This window comes from Halobacillus faecis (genome assembly GCF_007991335.1).
GTDB lineage: Bacteria > Bacillota > Bacilli > Bacillales > Halobacillaceae > Halobacillus > Halobacillus faecis.
This window is the reverse complement of the sequence record NZ_BJYD01000024.1, coordinates 94762-112656: the sequence shown is the minus strand read 5'-3', so window position 1 is coordinate 112656 and position 17895 is coordinate 94762. Positions and strand designations below refer to the sequence as shown.

14 protein-coding genes are annotated in these 17895 nt (G+C 43.4%); 12 read left to right on the top strand and 2 right to left on the bottom strand.

The genetic code is table 11. The features are described from left to right. Positions 1 to 269: 269 nt before the first annotated feature. Both ald and HFA01_RS13510 read right to left on the bottom strand, forming a co-directional pair. Complete coding sequence (ald, locus tag HFA01_RS13515; protein ID WP_146817101.1) at positions 270 to 1400, bottom strand: alanine dehydrogenase; 1131 nt, start codon at positions 1398 to 1400, stop codon at positions 270 to 272. 105 nt (positions 1401 to 1505) lie between these two features. Beyond that, positions 1506 to 2756 carry a PucR family transcriptional regulator gene (locus HFA01_RS13510; RefSeq protein WP_146817099.1) on the bottom strand — a complete coding sequence of 417 codons (1251 nt, stop codon included), beginning with the start codon at positions 2754 to 2756 and terminating at the stop codon, positions 1506 to 1508. Positions 2757 to 3152: 396 nt separating this feature from the next. Between HFA01_RS13510 and HFA01_RS13505 the strand changes: the two genes are divergently transcribed. The 12 genes from HFA01_RS13505 (at position 3153) to HFA01_RS13450 (ending at position 17727) form a co-directional block, all read left to right on the top strand. After that, positions 3153 to 4799 carry a glycoside hydrolase family 13 protein gene (locus tag HFA01_RS13505; RefSeq protein WP_146817097.1) on the top strand — a complete coding sequence of 549 codons (1647 nt, stop codon included), beginning with the start codon at positions 3153 to 3155 and terminating at the stop codon, positions 4797 to 4799. A gap of 507 nt (positions 4800 to 5306) precedes the next feature. After that, the gene (locus HFA01_RS13500) at positions 5307 to 6152 is read left to right on the top strand and encodes a glycoside hydrolase family 16 protein (RefSeq protein ID WP_146817095.1); all 846 of its coding nucleotides are present in this window, start codon (positions 5307 to 5309) and stop codon (positions 6150 to 6152) included. After that, on the top strand, positions 6152 to 7486 hold the full coding sequence (locus HFA01_RS13495; RefSeq protein ID WP_146817093.1) for a glycosyltransferase family 2 protein: 1335 nt from the start codon (positions 6152 to 6154) through the stop codon (positions 7484 to 7486). The genes HFA01_RS13500 and HFA01_RS13495 overlap by 1 nt, the downstream gene beginning before the upstream one ends. A gap of 13 nt (positions 7487 to 7499) precedes the next feature. After that, positions 7500 to 8420: a polysaccharide deacetylase family protein gene (locus tag HFA01_RS13490; protein ID WP_167506238.1), complete on the top strand. Its 921-nt coding sequence runs from the start codon at positions 7500 to 7502 to the stop codon at positions 8418 to 8420. A 522-nt stretch (positions 8421 to 8942) separates the two neighbouring features. After that, positions 8943 to 9887 (top strand): N-acetylglucosamine kinase, encoded by a 945-nt coding sequence (locus HFA01_RS13485; RefSeq protein ID WP_146817088.1) that lies wholly within the window; start codon positions 8943 to 8945, stop codon positions 9885 to 9887. 18 nt (positions 9888 to 9905) lie between these two features. Then, positions 9906 to 10808, top strand: a complete 903-nt coding sequence (murQ, locus tag HFA01_RS13480; protein WP_146817086.1) for an N-acetylmuramic acid 6-phosphate etherase — start codon at positions 9906 to 9908, stop codon at positions 10806 to 10808. Between the two features lie 60 nt (positions 10809 to 10868). Further along, on the top strand, positions 10869 to 12251 hold the full coding sequence (locus HFA01_RS13475; RefSeq protein ID WP_146817084.1) for an ABC transporter substrate-binding protein: 1383 nt from the start codon (positions 10869 to 10871) through the stop codon (positions 12249 to 12251). 145 nt (positions 12252 to 12396) lie between these two features. Next, complete coding sequence (locus HFA01_RS13470) at positions 12397 to 13290, top strand: carbohydrate ABC transporter permease (protein ID WP_146817082.1); 894 nt, start codon at positions 12397 to 12399, stop codon at positions 13288 to 13290. 19 nt (positions 13291 to 13309) lie between these two features. Next, entirely contained in the window at positions 13310 to 14146 is an 837-nt protein-coding gene (locus tag HFA01_RS13465) for a carbohydrate ABC transporter permease (protein ID WP_146817081.1), read from the top strand. A gap of 14 nt (positions 14147 to 14160) precedes the next feature. Then, positions 14161 to 15039, top strand: a complete 879-nt coding sequence (locus tag HFA01_RS13460; protein ID WP_146817188.1) for a MurR/RpiR family transcriptional regulator — start codon at positions 14161 to 14163, stop codon at positions 15037 to 15039. Positions 15040 to 15053: 14 nt separating this feature from the next. After that, positions 15054 to 16457, top strand: a complete 1404-nt coding sequence (locus tag HFA01_RS13455; RefSeq protein ID WP_146817080.1) for an FAD-binding oxidoreductase — start codon at positions 15054 to 15056, stop codon at positions 16455 to 16457. Beyond that, the gene (locus HFA01_RS13450; RefSeq protein ID WP_146817079.1) at positions 16450 to 17727 is read left to right on the top strand and encodes a (Fe-S)-binding protein; all 1278 of its coding nucleotides are present in this window, start codon (positions 16450 to 16452) and stop codon (positions 17725 to 17727) included. Before HFA01_RS13455 ends, HFA01_RS13450 begins: the two co-directional genes overlap by 8 nt. Positions 17728 to 17895: the final 168 nt, after the last annotated feature.

Sequence of the window (17895 nt, the reverse complement as noted above, 5' to 3'; positions counted from 1 at the left end):
GGATAAAGTATACAGAGTAGATTGAACTGTTTGTATATTCTGAAAATAATGTCGAATAGAAGATTAGTCTAAGACTTTAATCCCGGTTATTAGACAAGATCACCGTCATACGAACATTTCGAGTAACGAAATAGATTACAACTATTGAACTAAATGGAGAAGGGTTATAACTGGAATTATCTGTATGACCTGGTACGTAAATATATGGAAGTCTTGTCTTTCTCTCAAATGAAAAAAGCTCCTCCACGAATGTGGAGGAGCGGGTTGGATTATACGTGTGCTGGAGTTTGAAGTGCTTCTTTTACTGGTTTGTACTCGTAACCGAGATCACGAGCTACGGCTTCATAAGTAAGGTGGCCGTGCGCTGTGTTTACGCCTGCTTCAATGGCTTTGTTTTCTTCTACAGCTTTGTTTACACCTTTAGAAGCGATTTGCAAAGCGTAAGGGATTGTTACGTTTGTAAGAGCGATCGTTGATGTACGTGGTACCGCTCCTGGAATGTTTGCAACGGCATAATGAAGAACGCCGTGCTTTTCATAAATCGGATCATCATGTGTCGTAATGTGATCGACCGTTTCGAAGTTACCACCCTGATCAATGGCGACGTCAACAATGACAGAGCCGTCTTTCATTTCTTTGACCATGTCTTCCGTGACAAGTTTCGGTGCTTTTGCTCCAGGAATCAGGACTGCTCCGATAACTAGATCTGCTTCTTTAACCGCTTCCGCAATGTTGAACGGGTTGGACATCATGGTTTGAATGTCTTTGCCAAACTGGTCATCCAGCTCTCGAAGACGGTTTGGATTCAAGTCCAATACGGTAACGTGAGCACCAAGGCCGATCGCAATTTTCGCTGCGTTCGTACCTACGATTCCTCCGCCGATGATGACGACTTTTCCGCGGGACACACCAGGAACTCCGCTTAATAGAATCCCTTTTCCACCGAAGGATTTCTCAAGGTATTGAGCTCCGACTTGCGTTGCCATACGTCCAGCCACTTCACTCATTGGAGTAAGTAGAGGAAGTTTGTTATCAACAGCCACCGTTTCATAAGCAATGGCAGTCACTTCGTTTTCTACTAAAGTTTTTGTCAGTTCAGGTTCCGCTGCAAGGTGAAGGTATGTGAATAGAATAAGTCCTTTACGGAAGTATCCGTATTCAGATGGCAGTGGTTCTTTCACTTTCATGACCATTTCTGAATTCGACCAAATATCGGAAGCGGTTTCAACAATCTCAGCGCCAGCATCACGATATTCTTCGTCGGTAAAATTACTGCCTGTTCCGGCCTGGGTTTCGATGCGGATCGTGTGTCCGGCTTTCATGAGATTGATGACACCTGAAGGCGTAATCGCTACGCGGTTTTCATTGTTTTTAATTTCTCTTGGAATTCCGATAATCATGGGGAACGTCCACCTTTCAAATTGAATGTAACCAAAGTATAGCCCGCACGACGCATTTTTTGTTTAGGTAAAAATGAAAAAATAAACAGGAGGATTTGTGTAAAATCACAAATCCTCCTGTTCGTTCTCATAAATCAGTAAATCAAGGTAAAGCATTGTCTTCTGATTCATATCCTTGAAGTCAATGTTTCCGATTTCTTTGATCCGTTTCAAACGGTAGTTCAACGTATTCGTATGAATGTGCATATGGGCGGCTGCCTGGTGGACATTGCTGTTCTTCTCAAGGAAAACTTTCAACGTTTCCAAGAGCATGGAGTTATGACGTTCATCGTATGTCCGAATATTGGTCAAGGCATCGTTTTTATAATTCTCCCGTTTTTGAAGGGAGGACAGTTCATTGAGGAATTGGTAGACACCAAGATCCTGGTAATTGTCGACATGCTGAAGCCCTGCAGAATATTGCTCCTTCAATTCCAGTACTTTCAACGCCTGCTTATAACTGTCACTGATTAGAGTCGGTGAGTCATAGATCAGCCCGAACGCTCCTTTTAGGTCTTCAAAGTTGAGACGTTCTTTCATTTTTTGTGTGAACTCACGAATGAACGCCTGATTCATTTCATTCGCATCTTCCTTATTATCGGTGCGGACAAGGAGAATGAGCTGCTGGTCATCAAAGATCCGGTTCACAATCCGGGTTTGATGGAGCGTTTCGGTTAAGTAATAGGCGTGGCGCTCTACCGCCTGGCTCATATCTTCGGTGAACTCGAACACGGCTACACAAAGCTGTCCTTGCAAATTCATATGAAATTTCTTAGCGAGGCGTTTGATCTCTGCCGGATTTTGGAGCGACCCTGTCAGCAGCTGCCAGAAAAACTCTTTTCGGTTTTCTTCGGTTTTTTTCTTTTTTGCCTGCTGTCTTAAGAGATGATGGCTGACCCACTGGGCGGCTTCTTTCATCTCTTCCAAATGTTCCGCTGTCACGGAGAGGTCATTGGTCTGTGCCCATATGAATCCAAGAATTTCGTTATTTTTGCGGACAGAGACAGCTAACCTGTGGCCGAGACCAATGGAATCAATGGTTTTCACTATGATCGGCTGGTCACTTTCAAAAAGCTTGGCCATGATGCCTTGTTTCCACAATCCATTGATCACATGTTCCGGAACTTTCCGTCTCATGATGGTTGCGATTCTTGCTTCATCTACATTTTTTTCATGTTTGCTGTAAGAGACGATGCGGTGGTTGGCATCTTCAATGGTCACCGGACATCCTAAGGTTTCCGCAATGCTGTCGGCAAGCCCCTCTGGGGAATCGATGTAATCTTTATATGAATAGTTCAAGTGTGATGAATGTTTCATAGCGGTGCTCCTTATGGTGTGAATACCTTTATATTATCATTGTTTCTCTTATAGAAACATCCATTTCCATGAGGAAGTCTTTATGGAAATAGAGGAATATGAATGAGTTTAATGCCAATTGATCCAAGTTTTTGTAAGCGTAAACATGAGTAGCTAATTCTGTATCGTTTATGTGATAGTGATCAGCTGAAGCAGGTGCCTAACAGATCGGTAAGATTATTTATTTCCGTCTACAACTTGCTTATCATGTACCATAGCGCTTTTCTGTGAAGATTCAGTAGGTTATTGAGTTGATATTTTCCAATATCTGTATGACCTGGTACAACAAATAATGGAAGTGAACCTCGGATATGCGTTATGGTTATATGAGAAGGTTCTCATAAGGGAGTGGTAAAGATGAATAAGCATGAGTGGTGGAAGAAGAGTGTCGTCTATCAAATTTATCCGAAGAGTTTTAATGATACGAACAGGGATGGAATCGGTGATATCCCTGGAATTATAGAAAAGCTGGACTATTTGAAAGAGCTGGGCGTGGATGTTCTCTGGCTGTCACCAGTCTATGACTCTCCACAAGAAGATAATGGCTATGACATTCGCAACTACCGCCAAGTGGATGATCTATTTGGTCGTATGGAAGACTTGGAGAAATTGCTGGAAGAGGCTCATAAGAGAGACATGAAGCTCGTCATGGACCTCGTCGTCAATCACACGTCTGATGAACATCCGTGGTTCGTCGAATCTTCGAAGAGCAAGGACAATCCATATCGCGATTATTACATATGGAAAGAAGGCAAGGAGAACGGAGAGCCACCGACAAACTGGACCTCTGTTTTCGGTGGTCCTGCCTGGGAATATGACGAAACCACAGGTCACTATTATTTGCACATCTTTGCAAAAAAACAGCCAGATTTAAATTGGGAAAATCCTAAGCTCAGGGAAGATATCTATGACATGATGAAGTTTTGGCTGGATAAAGGAATGGACGGGTTCCGTATGGATGTCATCAACTTTATCTCTAAGGATCCGGAATATCCCGATGGAGAGAATGGTGATGGAAGTCCCTATTTTATGAATGGGCCACGTGTTCATGAATTTTTGCAGGAAATGAATCAGGAAGTTCTATCAAACTATGACGTGATGACGGTAGGGGAAATGCCTGGGGCTTCTCCGGAAGATGCAAAACGCTATACAAATCCTGAGAATGAAGAATTGAATATGATCTTCACCTTTGAGCATATGGATCTGGATTCGAACGGGGATAAGTGGAATTGGACGAATCTTGATCTCGTGAGATTGAAGGAGAATTTTGAAAAATGGCAGACCGCGCTCCATGGTGTCGGTTGGAACAGCTTGTACTGGAACAATCATGACCAGCCGCGTATCGTTTCCCGTTTCGGTGATGATGGTGAGTACCGTGTGAAATCGGCGAAAATGCTTGCCATCTGTCTGCACATGATGCAGGGAACGCCTTATATTTACCAAGGCGAAGAGCTTGGAATGACGAACGTTCACTTTGAAACGCTTGAAGAATACAGGAATATTGAGCTTTTAAATATGTACAAAGAGAAGAAGGAACAAGGGTGGTCCCATGAAGATCTGATGAAAGCGATCTACGTGAAAGGGCGGGACAATGCACGGACACCGATGCAGTGGAATGACTCGGAAAATGGTGGCTTTACAGATGGAACCCCTTGGATCCAGGCGAATCCGAATTATAACGAGATAAATGCAGAGCAAGCCCTGGCAGATGAAAACTCTGTCTTCTATTTCTATCAACAGTTGATTCGCTTGAGAAAAGAGATCGATCTAATCACAGATGGGCGTTTTGAACTGTTAATGAGAGAAGATCCGAATGTTTTTGCTTACAAGCGTGTCGATGATGAAGGAAGTCTTCTTGTCGTCTGTAACTTTTCTTCAGAAGAAGTGGCAATAGATGAGGAGGTCTTGAAAGAAATCCAAGGGAAGCCTATTGTAATTACTAATGAAGCGGAAGCTAATCGAGATGGATTAGCTTCTTATGAGGGAACAGTGTACAGAATATAATCCAATATATTAACTACACCTGCCCATCTCAAATATTTCGGATGCACTGCTGTAGGAAAAAGGCGAGAGTATAAGAAATCCAATTAAGTTTCAGACACAAAAAGTTGAGATGTATTGTTTGTACCACTCAACAAAAACACCGCTATTTGTTATATAAGTGCCAAGAAAATGATGTATAAGGAATGTAACAAATTACACAAACTTTAGTTTTTTAGAAGCGCATTTTTTAAACTTAATTGATGAACTTATCTCTATGATCTGTAAGGTTCACCAACTAAAAGAAGTTATCGGGTTCAGCCGATAACTTCTTTTTTATTTGATATTATTTTTATGTAAATCAAAGAAAATAGTAATAAATTGAAGAAATTCATTGAAAACATACAAATAATGATTCCATATCCCTATATTATCCCTTTGAAAAAATACTGTTTTGGACTATAATAACCCTAACGTTCTTTTTAAAGAACAAATCATCTTAATAAAAAACGAGAGGCTAGGATAAGTCCTATGAAGGTGTTGAAAATATCAGGCATTTTAACCACCGCAATCGTTATGTTAATCATGTTTGCATTTTTGGTTCCTTTAGACCTCAAGGGGATGAGCAAAGATTCAGCTTTACACAAGAAAAGAATAGCGTTGTTAGGAGAGAAGATTCCAGTGACTTCAGATGGATGGTCAGTAATTTTTCATAATGAATTCATAAAGAAAGATGACTTAAAAAATTGGGTTACTGAAGATTGGGCAGCAGAAAAAAATAACGAACTACAGTACTATACTCCCTCGAATATTTTATTAGATGATGGGTTCTTAATAATTTCTAGTAAAAAAGAGCGCTTTAAGGGGAGGGAGTACACTTCAGGTGCCTTACACACGAAAGGTGAATTCAGTTTTCTTTACGGGAGGGTAGAGATGAGAGCTAAATTACCTACAGGTAAGGGGATATTTCCAGCATTCTGGATGATGCCTGATCAAGATAATGTGTGGTTGCCTGAAATTGATATTATGGAACATTTGGGGCATGAATCAAATAAAATTTGGACCGTGCTCCACTGGGAAAACGAAGAGGGAGAGCTTCGAAGTAAAGCTTCTTATCATGAGGGGTCCGATTACTCAAAAGACTTTCATAGATATGGAGTAGAATGGTCAACCAACGAGATTAAGTGGATGGTTGATGATGAGGTGATTTTTGCCGTTCACAAAAGAGATGGAGCAGTCATCCCTGATGAACCAATGTATTTATATTTAAACACGGCCATTGGTGGGAATTGGCCAGGTTCACCTAGAGAAGAGACAGAATTTCCTCAGCAATTCCTGATTGACTACGTAAGGGTATTTCAGAAGGAGGAAAAGTAATGTTACTAGTGACATTGGTACTGTTTAGTCTCTTTGTTGTTTTCCAAGTCCTTTATATCTTTGTACCTATTTTTTCAGTAAGAATGGAGAACAAAGTGAAGTTTGCAGAAAAAGAGAAACCTATTTCCATTATAGTCCCTGCATTTAATGAAGGAAAAATTATTGAGAACTGTTTAAACGGAATAAAAAATTTAAAGTATGACCACTTTGAAGCCATATTTGTAAATGATGGCTCAAAAGATGATACTTTCCAAAAGTTAAACTCTCTATTAGATCTGAAATTGGAGAGTTCAAGCGCGGTTGGAAAGCTGAAGCACAAGATAATTCAAGGGGTTTATCGGTCAAGCCATTTTCCAAACATTAGGGTTATTAACAAATCTAATGGAGGGAAAGCTGATGCTTTGAATGCTGGGATTGAATATGCAATGAGCGATATTGTGATTACCCTAGATGCGGATAGTGTATTAGACTCCAATGCTTTGAAGGCTATAAATACATCATTTATGGATGAAAGTGTTATTGCAGCGGGTGGTGTTGTGCAAATTGGTCAAGGGTATCGCGGCAGTTATCATAAACCTGAGCCGAGCTTTGTAACTAAAGGAATTATAAGGTACCAAATCATACAGTATATGACCGCCTTTTACTTACACAAGTGGACCCAATCAAAATTTCAATCTATGACTGTTATAGCAGGAGCATTTGGGGCGTTTAGAAAAAAAGCATTGTTTGAAGCTGAGGGCTATAGAAATACAGTAGGCGAAGATATGGATATTACTTTACGAATGCAGCGCTTAATTAAAATGAAATATAAAAAAAGCCGGATGGTCTTTGTACCCCAAGCTATTTGCTATACAGAATGTCCTTCTACCTTTAAGGATCTTCTCAGTCAGCGTATTCGATGGCAAAAAGCATTTATTGATTGTATTTGGACCTATCGCACTTCCTTTTTTCGAAAGATGGGTGTAAGAGCTTCATTGTACTTGATTCTAGATTCTCTATTATTGGGAACTCTGAATGCGTTTATTATGGTATTCATACCGTTGACAATATTATTGAATCCAGAAACATTGTTGATTGCTGCTATGTTGCTTACATTCACATTTATTTTAGCTTGTTATCAGAGCATAGCCGCTTTACTAATTGGAGGAAGATTCGATATCCGTTACAAAAGTAAGGATTATGGAAGGTTGGCTGTATTTATACCGCTAGAAATTGTTACTTATCGCCTTCTTGGTTTACTATTCGTCATCTCAGGGACGATTTTATACTTTAAAAACCGTAAAGGGTGGAATGTTTCAAGAAGAGTTGGAGTTAGTTATCAGACCTTTGACTAATAGGATGGTGAGTATGAAAAAATACGGATCAAATATTCTATTCACTTTATCGTTTATTTGCATATTTTCCTCAGTCATCATTTTTTATGTCGACCAATTTTCGGGTGCTTCTTCGACAACACATTTCCCGGAAGACCAATCCTTTGACATTCAATCATGTCAAAAGTGGACTGAAGATGTCCGCACCTTTAACATAGATCGTGCTGCTAAAGGCGTACCTGTTTTAATGTACCATAGGATTATCGCCGAGGAAGACTTAGAGCCAATTCATTATGATGAAGAAGGGAATCTTTATACCACGATAGTCTTGGAGAAGGAATTCCAATCCCAGATGGAATTTTTGTACAATGAGGGTTTTACTATATTAACTTTAAGGGAATTTGAGGGTTTTGTAGATAAGGATATAGAAGTCCCAGAGAAGAGCGTACTTCTTACATTCGATGATGGTTTCAAAGATAATTTCCATGTGGCTTTTCCAGTACTGGATAAGTTTGGATTTACAGCAGTGAATTTCTTAATTACCAGTAAGATTACTAGCGATGATGAACCATTTAAAGTCGAGCAAGGTCAATACTTGAGTTTAAGAGACCTAAATGAGAGCTGTGGAGTATTTGAATTTCAAAGCCACACCTACAACTTTCACCAAAGGGCACCTGAGGGTGGAGCATTCTTGGTGACAAGGAGCAAGACGGAGATTGAAAGAGACTTAAACCGCAGTGATACCAATCTGAACATCAGCCATAAAGCATTTGCTTACCCTTACGGTGAATACGGGACAGAAGCTATTGAAGTTTTGAATAAATCAGGATATAGCATGGCGTTTACGGTGGTAGAAGGTGTAGCTAGGCCTGGTGAGAGTAGATACGAAATTCCCAGGATAGGTATCCTTCCAACAGATAACTTGAGAGATTTTCGCGAAAAAATAAACCCTTAAAGAAGCCCCACTCCGATTTATATACATGGAAAGATAACTCAACAAAAACACATTAAAAAATGAAAAACTCCGTTGTGAAAAGGCGGAGTTTTTTCATTTTTTTAGCTGTGTTTTCACCCATATAAGACCCTCCTAATTCAATAGCATTTAATACTTTCATATTTTATAAGTTTACCTCACCAACAATCTTTCCCCGCTTACCCAATCGTATAATTCACATCTCCAAGGAAGAAACCTCCGTCCTCGATATCTCTATCATAATTTGTACTGTATCCTGTTTCCTCCTCTTAAACAAAACTGATCATATTATCATATTACAATCAATAAATTTAGCTTCATTCTAGTGTTTCTTTTTAGTAAGGTTTTCTCCACAAGTTGTCCGTATTTCATTAAGTTATTCATGACTTACAATTAGTACCATATTGTGTCTAACTGAAATATAATTACAAATTTTTAAAACATATGTTGACATAAAAATTCAAAAATTCTATAATAAAGCCAACAAAGATTTGGAGGAAATCCATGAACTATGTGATTGGAATAGACGGAGGCGGGACGAAAACCACGTGCCTGTTCCTTGAAGCAAATCATTGTACATACCCGAAACAACCAAAAGTCATCCAAGGGCCGGGGACCAACCCTCATCAGATTGGTTTTGAGGAAGCGGGTCATCGTTTAACGGCTCTTATTGAAAAAGGATTACAAACATTCAACGTAGACTCTGCACAAATCATAGGCATTGGCTTCGGACTTGCTGGTATTGGAAGACCAGAGGACGAAGATAAAATGAAGAAGATTGTGCAGAATATTTTTTGTAATTTATCATTTTCTGAAAATTTAAACTCATTTATTGGATCCGATAGTTTAGCTGCGCTGAAAGGAGCGCTTTCCCTTAAAGATGAGTCGGGGATACTTGTCATCTCAGGGACAGGGTCGAATGCTGTTGGTGTCGATCTTGAAGGGGGAATCCATAAATGTGGAGGCTGGGGCCATCTGATCGGTGATGAAGGAAGTGGATATTATCTTTCTTTGAAAGCGTTATCAAATGTGGCGAAGGCAGCGGATGGACGTGGAGAAGAAACCCTTATGACTCCTCTTCTATTAGCGAAGTTAAACCTCCATAAGCCTGAAGATCTTGTCCGTCACATTTATGGGAGGCCTCATGAAAAACACGAGATCGCTAGGCTTGCGACATGTGTCATAGAAGCGTCGAAACAAAAGGATAAAGTTGCGGTGAAGATTTTGAAAGAAGCAGCCGATGAGCTCGTTTTACATGTAGAAAGTATCGCTCGCCGCGGTTTTAAAGGAGATACAACCATTACAGCAGCTGGGTCTATTTTCAAGCACTCAAAAGTTCTGAAACAGCATTTCATCCAGCAGATCGAAACAAAAAGGTTAGGTGTATATAGAGAGCCTTATGCTCCACCTGAGTTTGGAGCAGCGCTGTTAGCAATTCCTGAAAATTAATCAAAGGTGGTGCCAAAGGTGACGAATTCCTTGACGTTCCTAACAACAGAGCAACGAAATGAACGAACAAAAAACATGGATGAGATGACCACATCGGAAATCTTGAAAGTCATGAATGAAGAAGATCACAAAGTTGCAGAAGCTGTCAAACGAGTTTTGCCGGCGATTACAAAAGCAGTGGACCATATTTCCGCTTCGTTGAAAAAAGGAGGGCGACTCTTTTATGTAGGAGCGGGTACGAGCGGTCGTCTCGGCATTTTGGACGCATCTGAATGTCCGCCGACTTTCCAGGTGGATCCTGATATGGTTCAAGCTGTGATGGCGGGTGGCGGCTCTGCGTTTACGAAAGCAAAAGAGAATTCCGAAGACGATGCAGCTCAAGGAGAAACAGATTTGAAAACAAAAAAACTCACCTCAGACGATATCGTGGTCGGGATTACGGCGAGTGGCCGGACTCCTTATCCGATAGGCGCTCTTAGACACGCACGCTCGGTCGGGGCTTATACCATCTCTTTATCCTGCAACCATCGTTCCGAAATCAGTGATTATGCCGATTGCCCCATCGAGGTTGTGGTCGGACCTGAGGTTTTGACAGGTTCGACACGGTTGAAAGCGGCGACGGCTCACAAAATGGTGTTGAACATGATGAGCACGACGGCAATGGTCAAACTCGGAAAGGTCTATGAAAATTTGATGGTGGACGTTCATGCAAGCAACCATAAATTGAGAGAACGAGCCAAAAGCATTTTGATGGAATGTACCTCAGCGACTTATGAGGAAGCGGAGGATACGTTGAAAAGAGCGAAGCTGCAAGTGAAGCCGGCGATCGTCATGCTGAAGCGGAGCGTTTCTTATGAGGAAGCAAAACAAATGCTTCAGGCGAATGAGAGCAATTTGAGAAAGGCCATGGATGAATCTTAACGATTTGAAGACCATTTTGCATGGTTTCAAATAAATTACTCAATCAAAAAGGGGGAGCTTATGTTGAACATGTGGCGGAAAACATCTGCTTGGTTGATGATGGCGGTTTTGTTCGCTTTCTTGTTGTTGGTCGGTTGTGCACCAGGAGCAGGGACGGAAGAAACGGACAGCGAGGGCACAGAGGAAGAGTCCAGTTCTGAGGGGTCTTCGGAATCTGGTGAATCCGGTGAAGTTTCGGGAGAGCTTGAAATTCAGTACTTTGTCGGTGGTTATGGAGATTCTTGGTGGAAAGAAGTCATTGCTGATTTCCAGGAAGAATATCCGGATGTTTCGATCACGGAACATGCAGGACCTAATATTAATGAAGAAATGCGTTCACGCTGGGTATCCGATGATCCACCTGATGTCGTCTATATTGATGGTGCCGGTTCTAGTGAAACACAGATGGTTGAAGATGGTCAGCTTATGAACTTGACGGAATGGTTGAGCGGCGTTGAGCTTGAAGATGGCTCCGCTCTAGGTGAAAGTTTCATTGTTGACCCTGCTAAATACGATGGAGAGATCTACAGCTTACCACTTGTCTTTGATACTTGGGGCACATGGTATGACAATGCCTGGTTTGAAGAAAACAATTGGGATGTACCGAAAGACTTCCCGAGCTTCATGGATACGATGAGTCAAATCAAAGAAGATGAAGGTATTGAACCTTTCGTAACGACAGGCCAATATCCATACTACTTCCTACGCGGCATGCTTTACCCTGCCTTTGGTGCAGCTGGTGGCGACGAGTTACTTAATGACGTCATTACAGGTGCAGAAGGTGCCTGGACGAGTGAACCTGTCCTTAATGTCATGAAAAAAGTGGAGCAGATGCAGCAAGAAGGCATGATTGATTCCGGTTTTGGTGCGTTGAACCATACACAGTCCCAAATGAACTTCCTGCTTCATGACAATGCATTCATTCCAGTCGGTTTCTGGCTGCCGAATGAAATGGCGAATGATACGCCGGAAGACTTCGAATATGGATTCATTCCTTCTCCGATGCAGGATGAAGGTGAACCAGCTGCGATTGTTCCAGACTTGCGTCCACTAGCCATTGCGGAAAAAGCAGAAAATCCAGAAGCAGCAAAAGCATTTGTCGAATTTGTTTTCACAAAAGAATATGCGAAGAGTTTCTCTGAACATACGGGAGCGATCATGAACTTGCAAGGAGTCGACCTTGCTTCCAGTGAGGAAGTTCCTTCATTCTTGATTGATGCGAACCAGATGATCAATGATCCTGAGCAAGTCCAGATTTACCAAAAGCCACACCCGATGAGTTCAGAGCTTGAAACGCCGATCAGCAACTCGCTCGTTTCTTTGATGCTCGGTAACATTACAGCCGAAGAGTTCGTCGAGGAAGCTGAACAAGCGGCAGCGGAATACCGCAGCAGTTTGGAGTAAAGAACAAGTGGAATGTGGAGGCGGACGTCTTCACATTCCATTTTTCTTAAAGGCATAAGCCAATCAACCGCGGGAAAGTCATCCTGCTGTTGCTTGACTTATGCTAGTAAAAACATATTCAAACTAGAAAAAGAGGTGGTTGTAAATGGTCCAGTCCAAACGACAACGGAACTTGTTCCTTGCCTTCTGTCTTGTTCCGACATTCCTATTGTTTGCCGTGTTCACGTTGTACCCCTTGTTCAATGGTCTTTATTATTCCTTTTTCAAATGGTCGGGGGCATCTTCACTCGCCGAGTTCGTAGGTTTTGATAATTACCGTCGGTTATTCAGCGATGATATTATCCCAAGTACGATCTGGCATGATTACTTCCTTGTCATTACAAAAGTGTTCGGCATCATGATTCTATCAACCTTTTTTGCGGTAGCCTTAACTCAAATGAAGATTAAGGAGGCGCCGTTTTACCGAATTGTCTTCTTCTTTCCCAATATCATGTCCGTCGTCGTCATCGGGATTTTGTGGATGTTCATCTATAATCCAAGTCTCGGTTTAGTAAACTCAGGCCTCGAATTGATTGGTCTTGAGAGCTGGACGCGACCATGGCTCGGGAGTGAAGACTGGGCGTTGCCAAGTCTTGTATTACCTTCTGTCTGGGCAGGAATCGGATTGTTTATGCTCATGCTGATGGGCGGGATTTCCAACATATCGAAAAGTTATTATGAAGCAGCAGAAATCGATGGGGCGACCGAGTGGCAGCAGTTTTGGAAAGTGACTTTACCGCTGATCTGGCCACAAATTAAGATCTCCATTTTGTACATCATCATTACGACCTTGAACGGATCCTTCATTATCGTCCAGGTCATGACCAAAGGTGGCCCGAACAATTCGACACACGTGATGGGTTCCTATTTATATGAACAGGCTTTCGTCAAATACAATTTTGGGTACGGGGCGACGATCGGGGTTATGATTTTAATTTTGTCTCTCTTGACCGTTTTGATTATGCAGTTCCTGATGAGAAGAGAGAAAGTGGAGTATTAACAGACAGGAGGGGAATAGAGTGCAAAAAGGGAGTATTTTTTCAAGGACGATTGTACGTATCCCATTGATCATCTGGTCTCTGGCCGTCTTATATCCGATTTTCTGGATGGTGTTGGGGGCATTCAAATCCAACGCAGAAATTTACGCCAATCCATGGGGGCTGCCGGAATCGTTCAGTTTCAGTAACTTCGTCGATGCGTGGAGCAACTACAATATCGATGCGAGTGTGTTCAACAGTTTCATCGTCACCGGTCTTGGAGCAACCCTGACCCTTGCGATGGCGATTCCGACGTCTTATGCGTTAGAACGCATGCGTTTTCGTGGGAACCGCTTGTTGTTCACACTGTATATTTCAGCGATGATGATTCCGATGGTCCTCGGCTGGATTCCGTTGTTCTTCCTACTGATGCAGCTGAATCTGTTGGATAACATTTTGGGACTCAGTATTGTTTATGCGGTCAGCCAACTACCGTTCAGTATTTTCGTTTTGACGAGTTTCATGGCAACGATTCCAAAATCTCTTGAAGAAGCGGCTGCGATCGATGGAATGTCGCCGTACGGCATCCTGTGGAAAATCATTACGCCACTTTCGACAACCGGGATCATTACCGTTACGATTATGAATATGATTCAGTTTTGGAATGAGTATTTTATGGCGCTCATCTTCCTGCAATCGGAGGAAAACTATACGCTTGCTCTTGCGATTGATTATATTAGTAATGAAACACAATATACGAATGCATGGGGAACGCTGTTTGCGAGCCTTGTCATTGCCATCGTACCGGTCATCGTTTTGTATGCGATTTTCCAACGCCGAATTGTTAAAGGAATGACTGAAGGAGCCATTAAAGGATAAGTGTGGTGAAACAAATGAAGAATTCTCTAACCGGCGGTCTTGTCATTTTAAATGAAATGAAAGATAAGCTTCCGCCTTCTGAAAAAAAGATCGCCGAATTCATTTTGGATCAGCCTCATGAAGCGATCCACTGTACGGCGACACAGCTCGGCGAACTGAGCTCCACAAGCAGCGCGGCTGTCATCCGGTTGTGCAAGTCTCTTGGCCTGAAGGGGCTGCAGGAATTGAAATTAAGGATCTCCGGGGATTTGCAAAAGAAACCAGAGGCGAGGTATCGGGACATTCAACCGGGAGAGCCTTCCGATTCCATTGTTGAAAAAATAACGAGCAACAGTCTGCAGGCGATCCGTGAAACGACGGAAATGGTGGATTACCGAACGTTATCGGAAGCGGTGAAGCTGTTGAACGAAGCGGGTGCCATTCACTTTTTCGGTGTAGGAGCGTCGGGGATTATCGCTCAGGATGCCCAACAGAAGTTTTTACGGATGAACAAGCCGACCTCTGCTTTTACAGATATGCATAACGCGGCGATGAACATTGCCAACGTAACGGAGAATGATGTCGTCTTTGGCATCTCTTTTTCCGGTGAAACCTATGAAACAGCGAAGATTATGGAAATTGCAAAGAAAAAGGGAGCGCGCACCATTAGTTTGACACGTTATGGCCAGTCTCCTGTTACAGAACATGCGGATGTATCGTTGTACATTTCCGCTTCAAGGGAGATCCCTGCACCATTTCGAAGTGGAGCTACATCTTCCCGTCTTGCCCAGTTACATATGATCGACATTCTTTTCGTCAATGTCGTCACAGAACAATGGGACAAGGCCTCCGAGTACTTTCATGAAATTACCGACGTCATGGATTTGTTGAAAGGGAAGAAAACGAAGGGATAAGGAGGAATCATCGTATGGAAAAGTGGTTGGAAGAGCTGCAATCTCTGCTTCCGGAAGGGCGTGTTTTAACGTCCCTGGCCGACCGTCATAGTTATAGTTTTGATGCTTCTTTTGGGGAACACTTACCGGATGCTGTGGTACAGGTGAAAGAAAAGCAGGAAGTCGCTGATGTTCTGAAGCTTGCCAATCGTTACAAAGTACCGGTTCACCCACGTGGTTCCGGCACTTGTCTGAGCGGCGGCCCTCTTCCTGTTCATGGCGGCATTGTTTTGGATATGTCTCAATATCCTGCGGTTATCGATCTTAGTCCTCGCGACTTGACGGTGAAAGTGACGCCGAGTGTCTTGACCGGAAACATCAATAAAGCGGCCGAACAACACGGGCTGATGTATGCCCCCGATCCAAGCAGTGCCCATGTAGCAACGATTGGCGGCAATCTTGCGGAAAACTCCGGCGGTCCCCGGGGACTGAAATATGGAGTGACGAAGGATCACGTACTCGGGTTGGAGGTCGTGACCCCTGAAGGCGAAATCATTAAGACGGGTGGTCAAACGATTAAGAATGTTACGGGTATTGATTTAACGAAGCTGATCGTCGGATCGGAAGGAACACTTGGCGTCATCGTCGGGGCTACGTTGAAGCTGATGCCGAAGCCTCCCGCTGTTCAGACGATCATGGTTGCTTTTGACGATGTGCGAAAAGCAGGGGAGGCCATCTCCCAGACGCTAACTTCAGGAATTCTGCCAGCCAAGATGGAATTTATGGATCAAGCCTGTATCGTAGCCGTCGAAAACTTCCAGCCGGTCGGTCTGCCTGTCGATGCAGCTGCCGTCATCATCATTGAGCTGGATGGACATCCGGAAACGCTGCGTGTCGAGCGGGGCCTGATTGAGGGGATTATGGAAGAGATGGGCGCGAAAGAAATCATCATTCCTAAAGGTGATGAGGAAGCGGCCAAACTTTGGCATGCACGTAAGCAAGTGTCACCTGCGATTGCGAAGATTAAGCCGACGAAAGTATCCGAAGACGCGACCGTTCCGAGGAGCAAGATCCCGGACTTTATGGACCGGTTAGAGATCATCAAAGAAAAGTACGGCCTCGACGTGGTCGCTTTTGGCCATGCGGGAGACGGCAACCTGCACCCGAACATTTTATGCGACAAACGAAATGTAGAAGAGATGAAGCTTGTTGAACGTGCGGTGGAAGACATGTTCCAGGCCGCCCTCGATCTTGGCGGCACGCTTTCCGGCGAGCACGGCATTGGTACGATGAAGGCGCCGTTTATGGAGCTTGAGCTCGGTGAGGTCGGTCTTGATATGATGAAGCGGATCAAGGACAGCTGGGACCCGAATGGCATCTTGAACCCGGGCAAAGTTTTTCCTGAAAAGGGGCAAAAGTTGGTGCTGCACCATGACTAATTCGCTGAAGGAACGCCTGAACTATGACAAGACGTTTGACTGTGTCCAGTGCGGCTACTGTCTACCGGCCTGCCCTACCTATGAAACGATGGAAAAAGAAACCCATTCACCGAGAGGGCGCATTAATCTTGTGAAGATGGTTGCTGAAGGAAAAGCGTCTGTCGAAGATTTGAAGGAGCCGATTGAGAAGTGCCTTGGCTGTATGGCGTGTACGACCGTCTGTCCTACAAACGTTCAGTATGGAGAGATTTTTGAAGGAGCCAAGCGTGTGATTGATGAGGAACGACCACGCGGGCTAGTGGAGGATTTCTTATTCCAGTCGTTCTTTCCTTCTTCCAAATGGATGAATACGTTGGGGAATGCAACTTGGCTTTATCAGAAGAGTGGATTACAAAAGGTATCCCAGCGCTTTGGATTGACGAAAAGAGCTCCGCTTCGGATTCATGAATTTGAAGCAGCTTTGCCGAGTATGCCTGGACCGAGAAACCGCCGTGCCCGTGCGGATCGGTATGTACGTAAGCGGCCGGCTGCGGCAAAGGTTGGATTCTTTAAAGGATGCGTCATGGATAGCGTCTTTTTTGAAACGAATCAGAATACGGTGGAGCTTTTACTTCGGAGCGGCGCGGAAGTTGTTTTTCCAGAAGGGCAGACGTGCTGCGGGGCTCTTCACGCTCACACGGGAAAAGTCGATCAGTCGATAGAACTTGCGAAGCGGAATATTGAAGCTTTTGAGGAAGAAGGCTTCGATTATATCGTCAATAATGCTGGTGGCTGTGGCGCGCGGCTGGTCGAGTATGCGCATATGTTTGATGAGGGCACGGAGTGGCACGAGCGTGCGGAGCGGTTTGTTGATCGTGTGCGGGATATTTCTGAAGTGCTTGTCGAGTTGGACGGGCTTGTGTTTGAAAAAGAGCTTGAGAGGACTGTTACCTATCAGCCTTCCTGTCATTTGCGCAATGTGCAGAAGGTGACGAGTGAACCGCTTGATTTGATTCGTCGCATACCTGGTGTTGAGCTGCGGGAATTGGAGCGGCCGGAATTTTGCTGCGGATCGGCAGGCGTGTACAATATCGTAAACTATGAAGATGCCATGGATATTTTGAATGTGAAAATGCAGGATGTATGTGGCACGGGAGCTGGTGGTGTCGTGACTTCCAACCCCGGTTGTCATTTACAGATGAAGCTTGGGGTGGAGCGTGAAGGTTTGGGAATGGATGCTGTACATTTGGTAGATTTATTGGTGGAGGCTGATCCTAGGCCGAAGTGGTGAGGCGATCTCTTGATGAGGTCGTCTTTTTTGTGTTTGGGTGGGGGTTTATCAGCATTTTAACCATTATATCAAGTGTTTTCAGCAATATATCAGTATTTGCAGAGATATATCAGCATTTAAGCCATTATATCAGTATTTAACGAGATGGATTCAATTAACGTTATTGAG

What these genes read in the sequence shown, in the direction of transcription:
- HFA01_RS13505 (WP_146817097.1), top strand. Translation starts at nt 3,153, where the DNA reads ATGAATAAGCATGAGTGGTGGAAGAAGAGTGTCGTCTATCAAATTTAT.
- HFA01_RS13485 (WP_146817088.1), top strand. Translation starts at nt 8,943, where the DNA reads ATGAACTATGTGATTGGAATAGACGGAGGCGGGACGAAAACCACGTGC.
- HFA01_RS13475 (WP_146817084.1), top strand. Translation starts at nt 10,869, where the DNA reads ATGTTGAACATGTGGCGGAAAACATCTGCTTGGTTGATGATGGCGGTT.
- HFA01_RS13495 (WP_146817093.1), top strand. Translation starts at nt 6,152, where the DNA reads ATGTTACTAGTGACATTGGTACTGTTTAGTCTCTTTGTTGTTTTCCAA.
- ald (WP_146817101.1), bottom strand. Translation starts at nt 1,400, where the DNA reads ATGATTATCGGAATTCCAAGAGAAATTAAAAACAATGAAAACCGCGTA.
- HFA01_RS13450 (WP_146817079.1), top strand. Translation starts at nt 16,450, where the DNA reads ATGACTAATTCGCTGAAGGAACGCCTGAACTATGACAAGACGTTTGAC.
- HFA01_RS13510 (WP_146817099.1), bottom strand. Translation starts at nt 2,756, where the DNA reads ATGAAACATTCATCACACTTGAACTATTCATATAAAGATTACATCGAT.
- HFA01_RS13460 (WP_146817188.1), top strand. Translation starts at nt 14,161, where the DNA reads ATGAAGAATTCTCTAACCGGCGGTCTTGTCATTTTAAATGAAATGAAA.
- HFA01_RS13500 (WP_146817095.1), top strand. Translation starts at nt 5,307, where the DNA reads ATGAAGGTGTTGAAAATATCAGGCATTTTAACCACCGCAATCGTTATG.
- HFA01_RS13455 (WP_146817080.1), top strand. Translation starts at nt 15,054, where the DNA reads ATGGAAAAGTGGTTGGAAGAGCTGCAATCTCTGCTTCCGGAAGGGCGT.
- HFA01_RS13490 (WP_167506238.1), top strand. Translation starts at nt 7,500, where the DNA reads ATGAAAAAATACGGATCAAATATTCTATTCACTTTATCGTTTATTTGC.
- HFA01_RS13470 (WP_146817082.1), top strand. Translation starts at nt 12,397, where the DNA reads ATGGTCCAGTCCAAACGACAACGGAACTTGTTCCTTGCCTTCTGTCTT.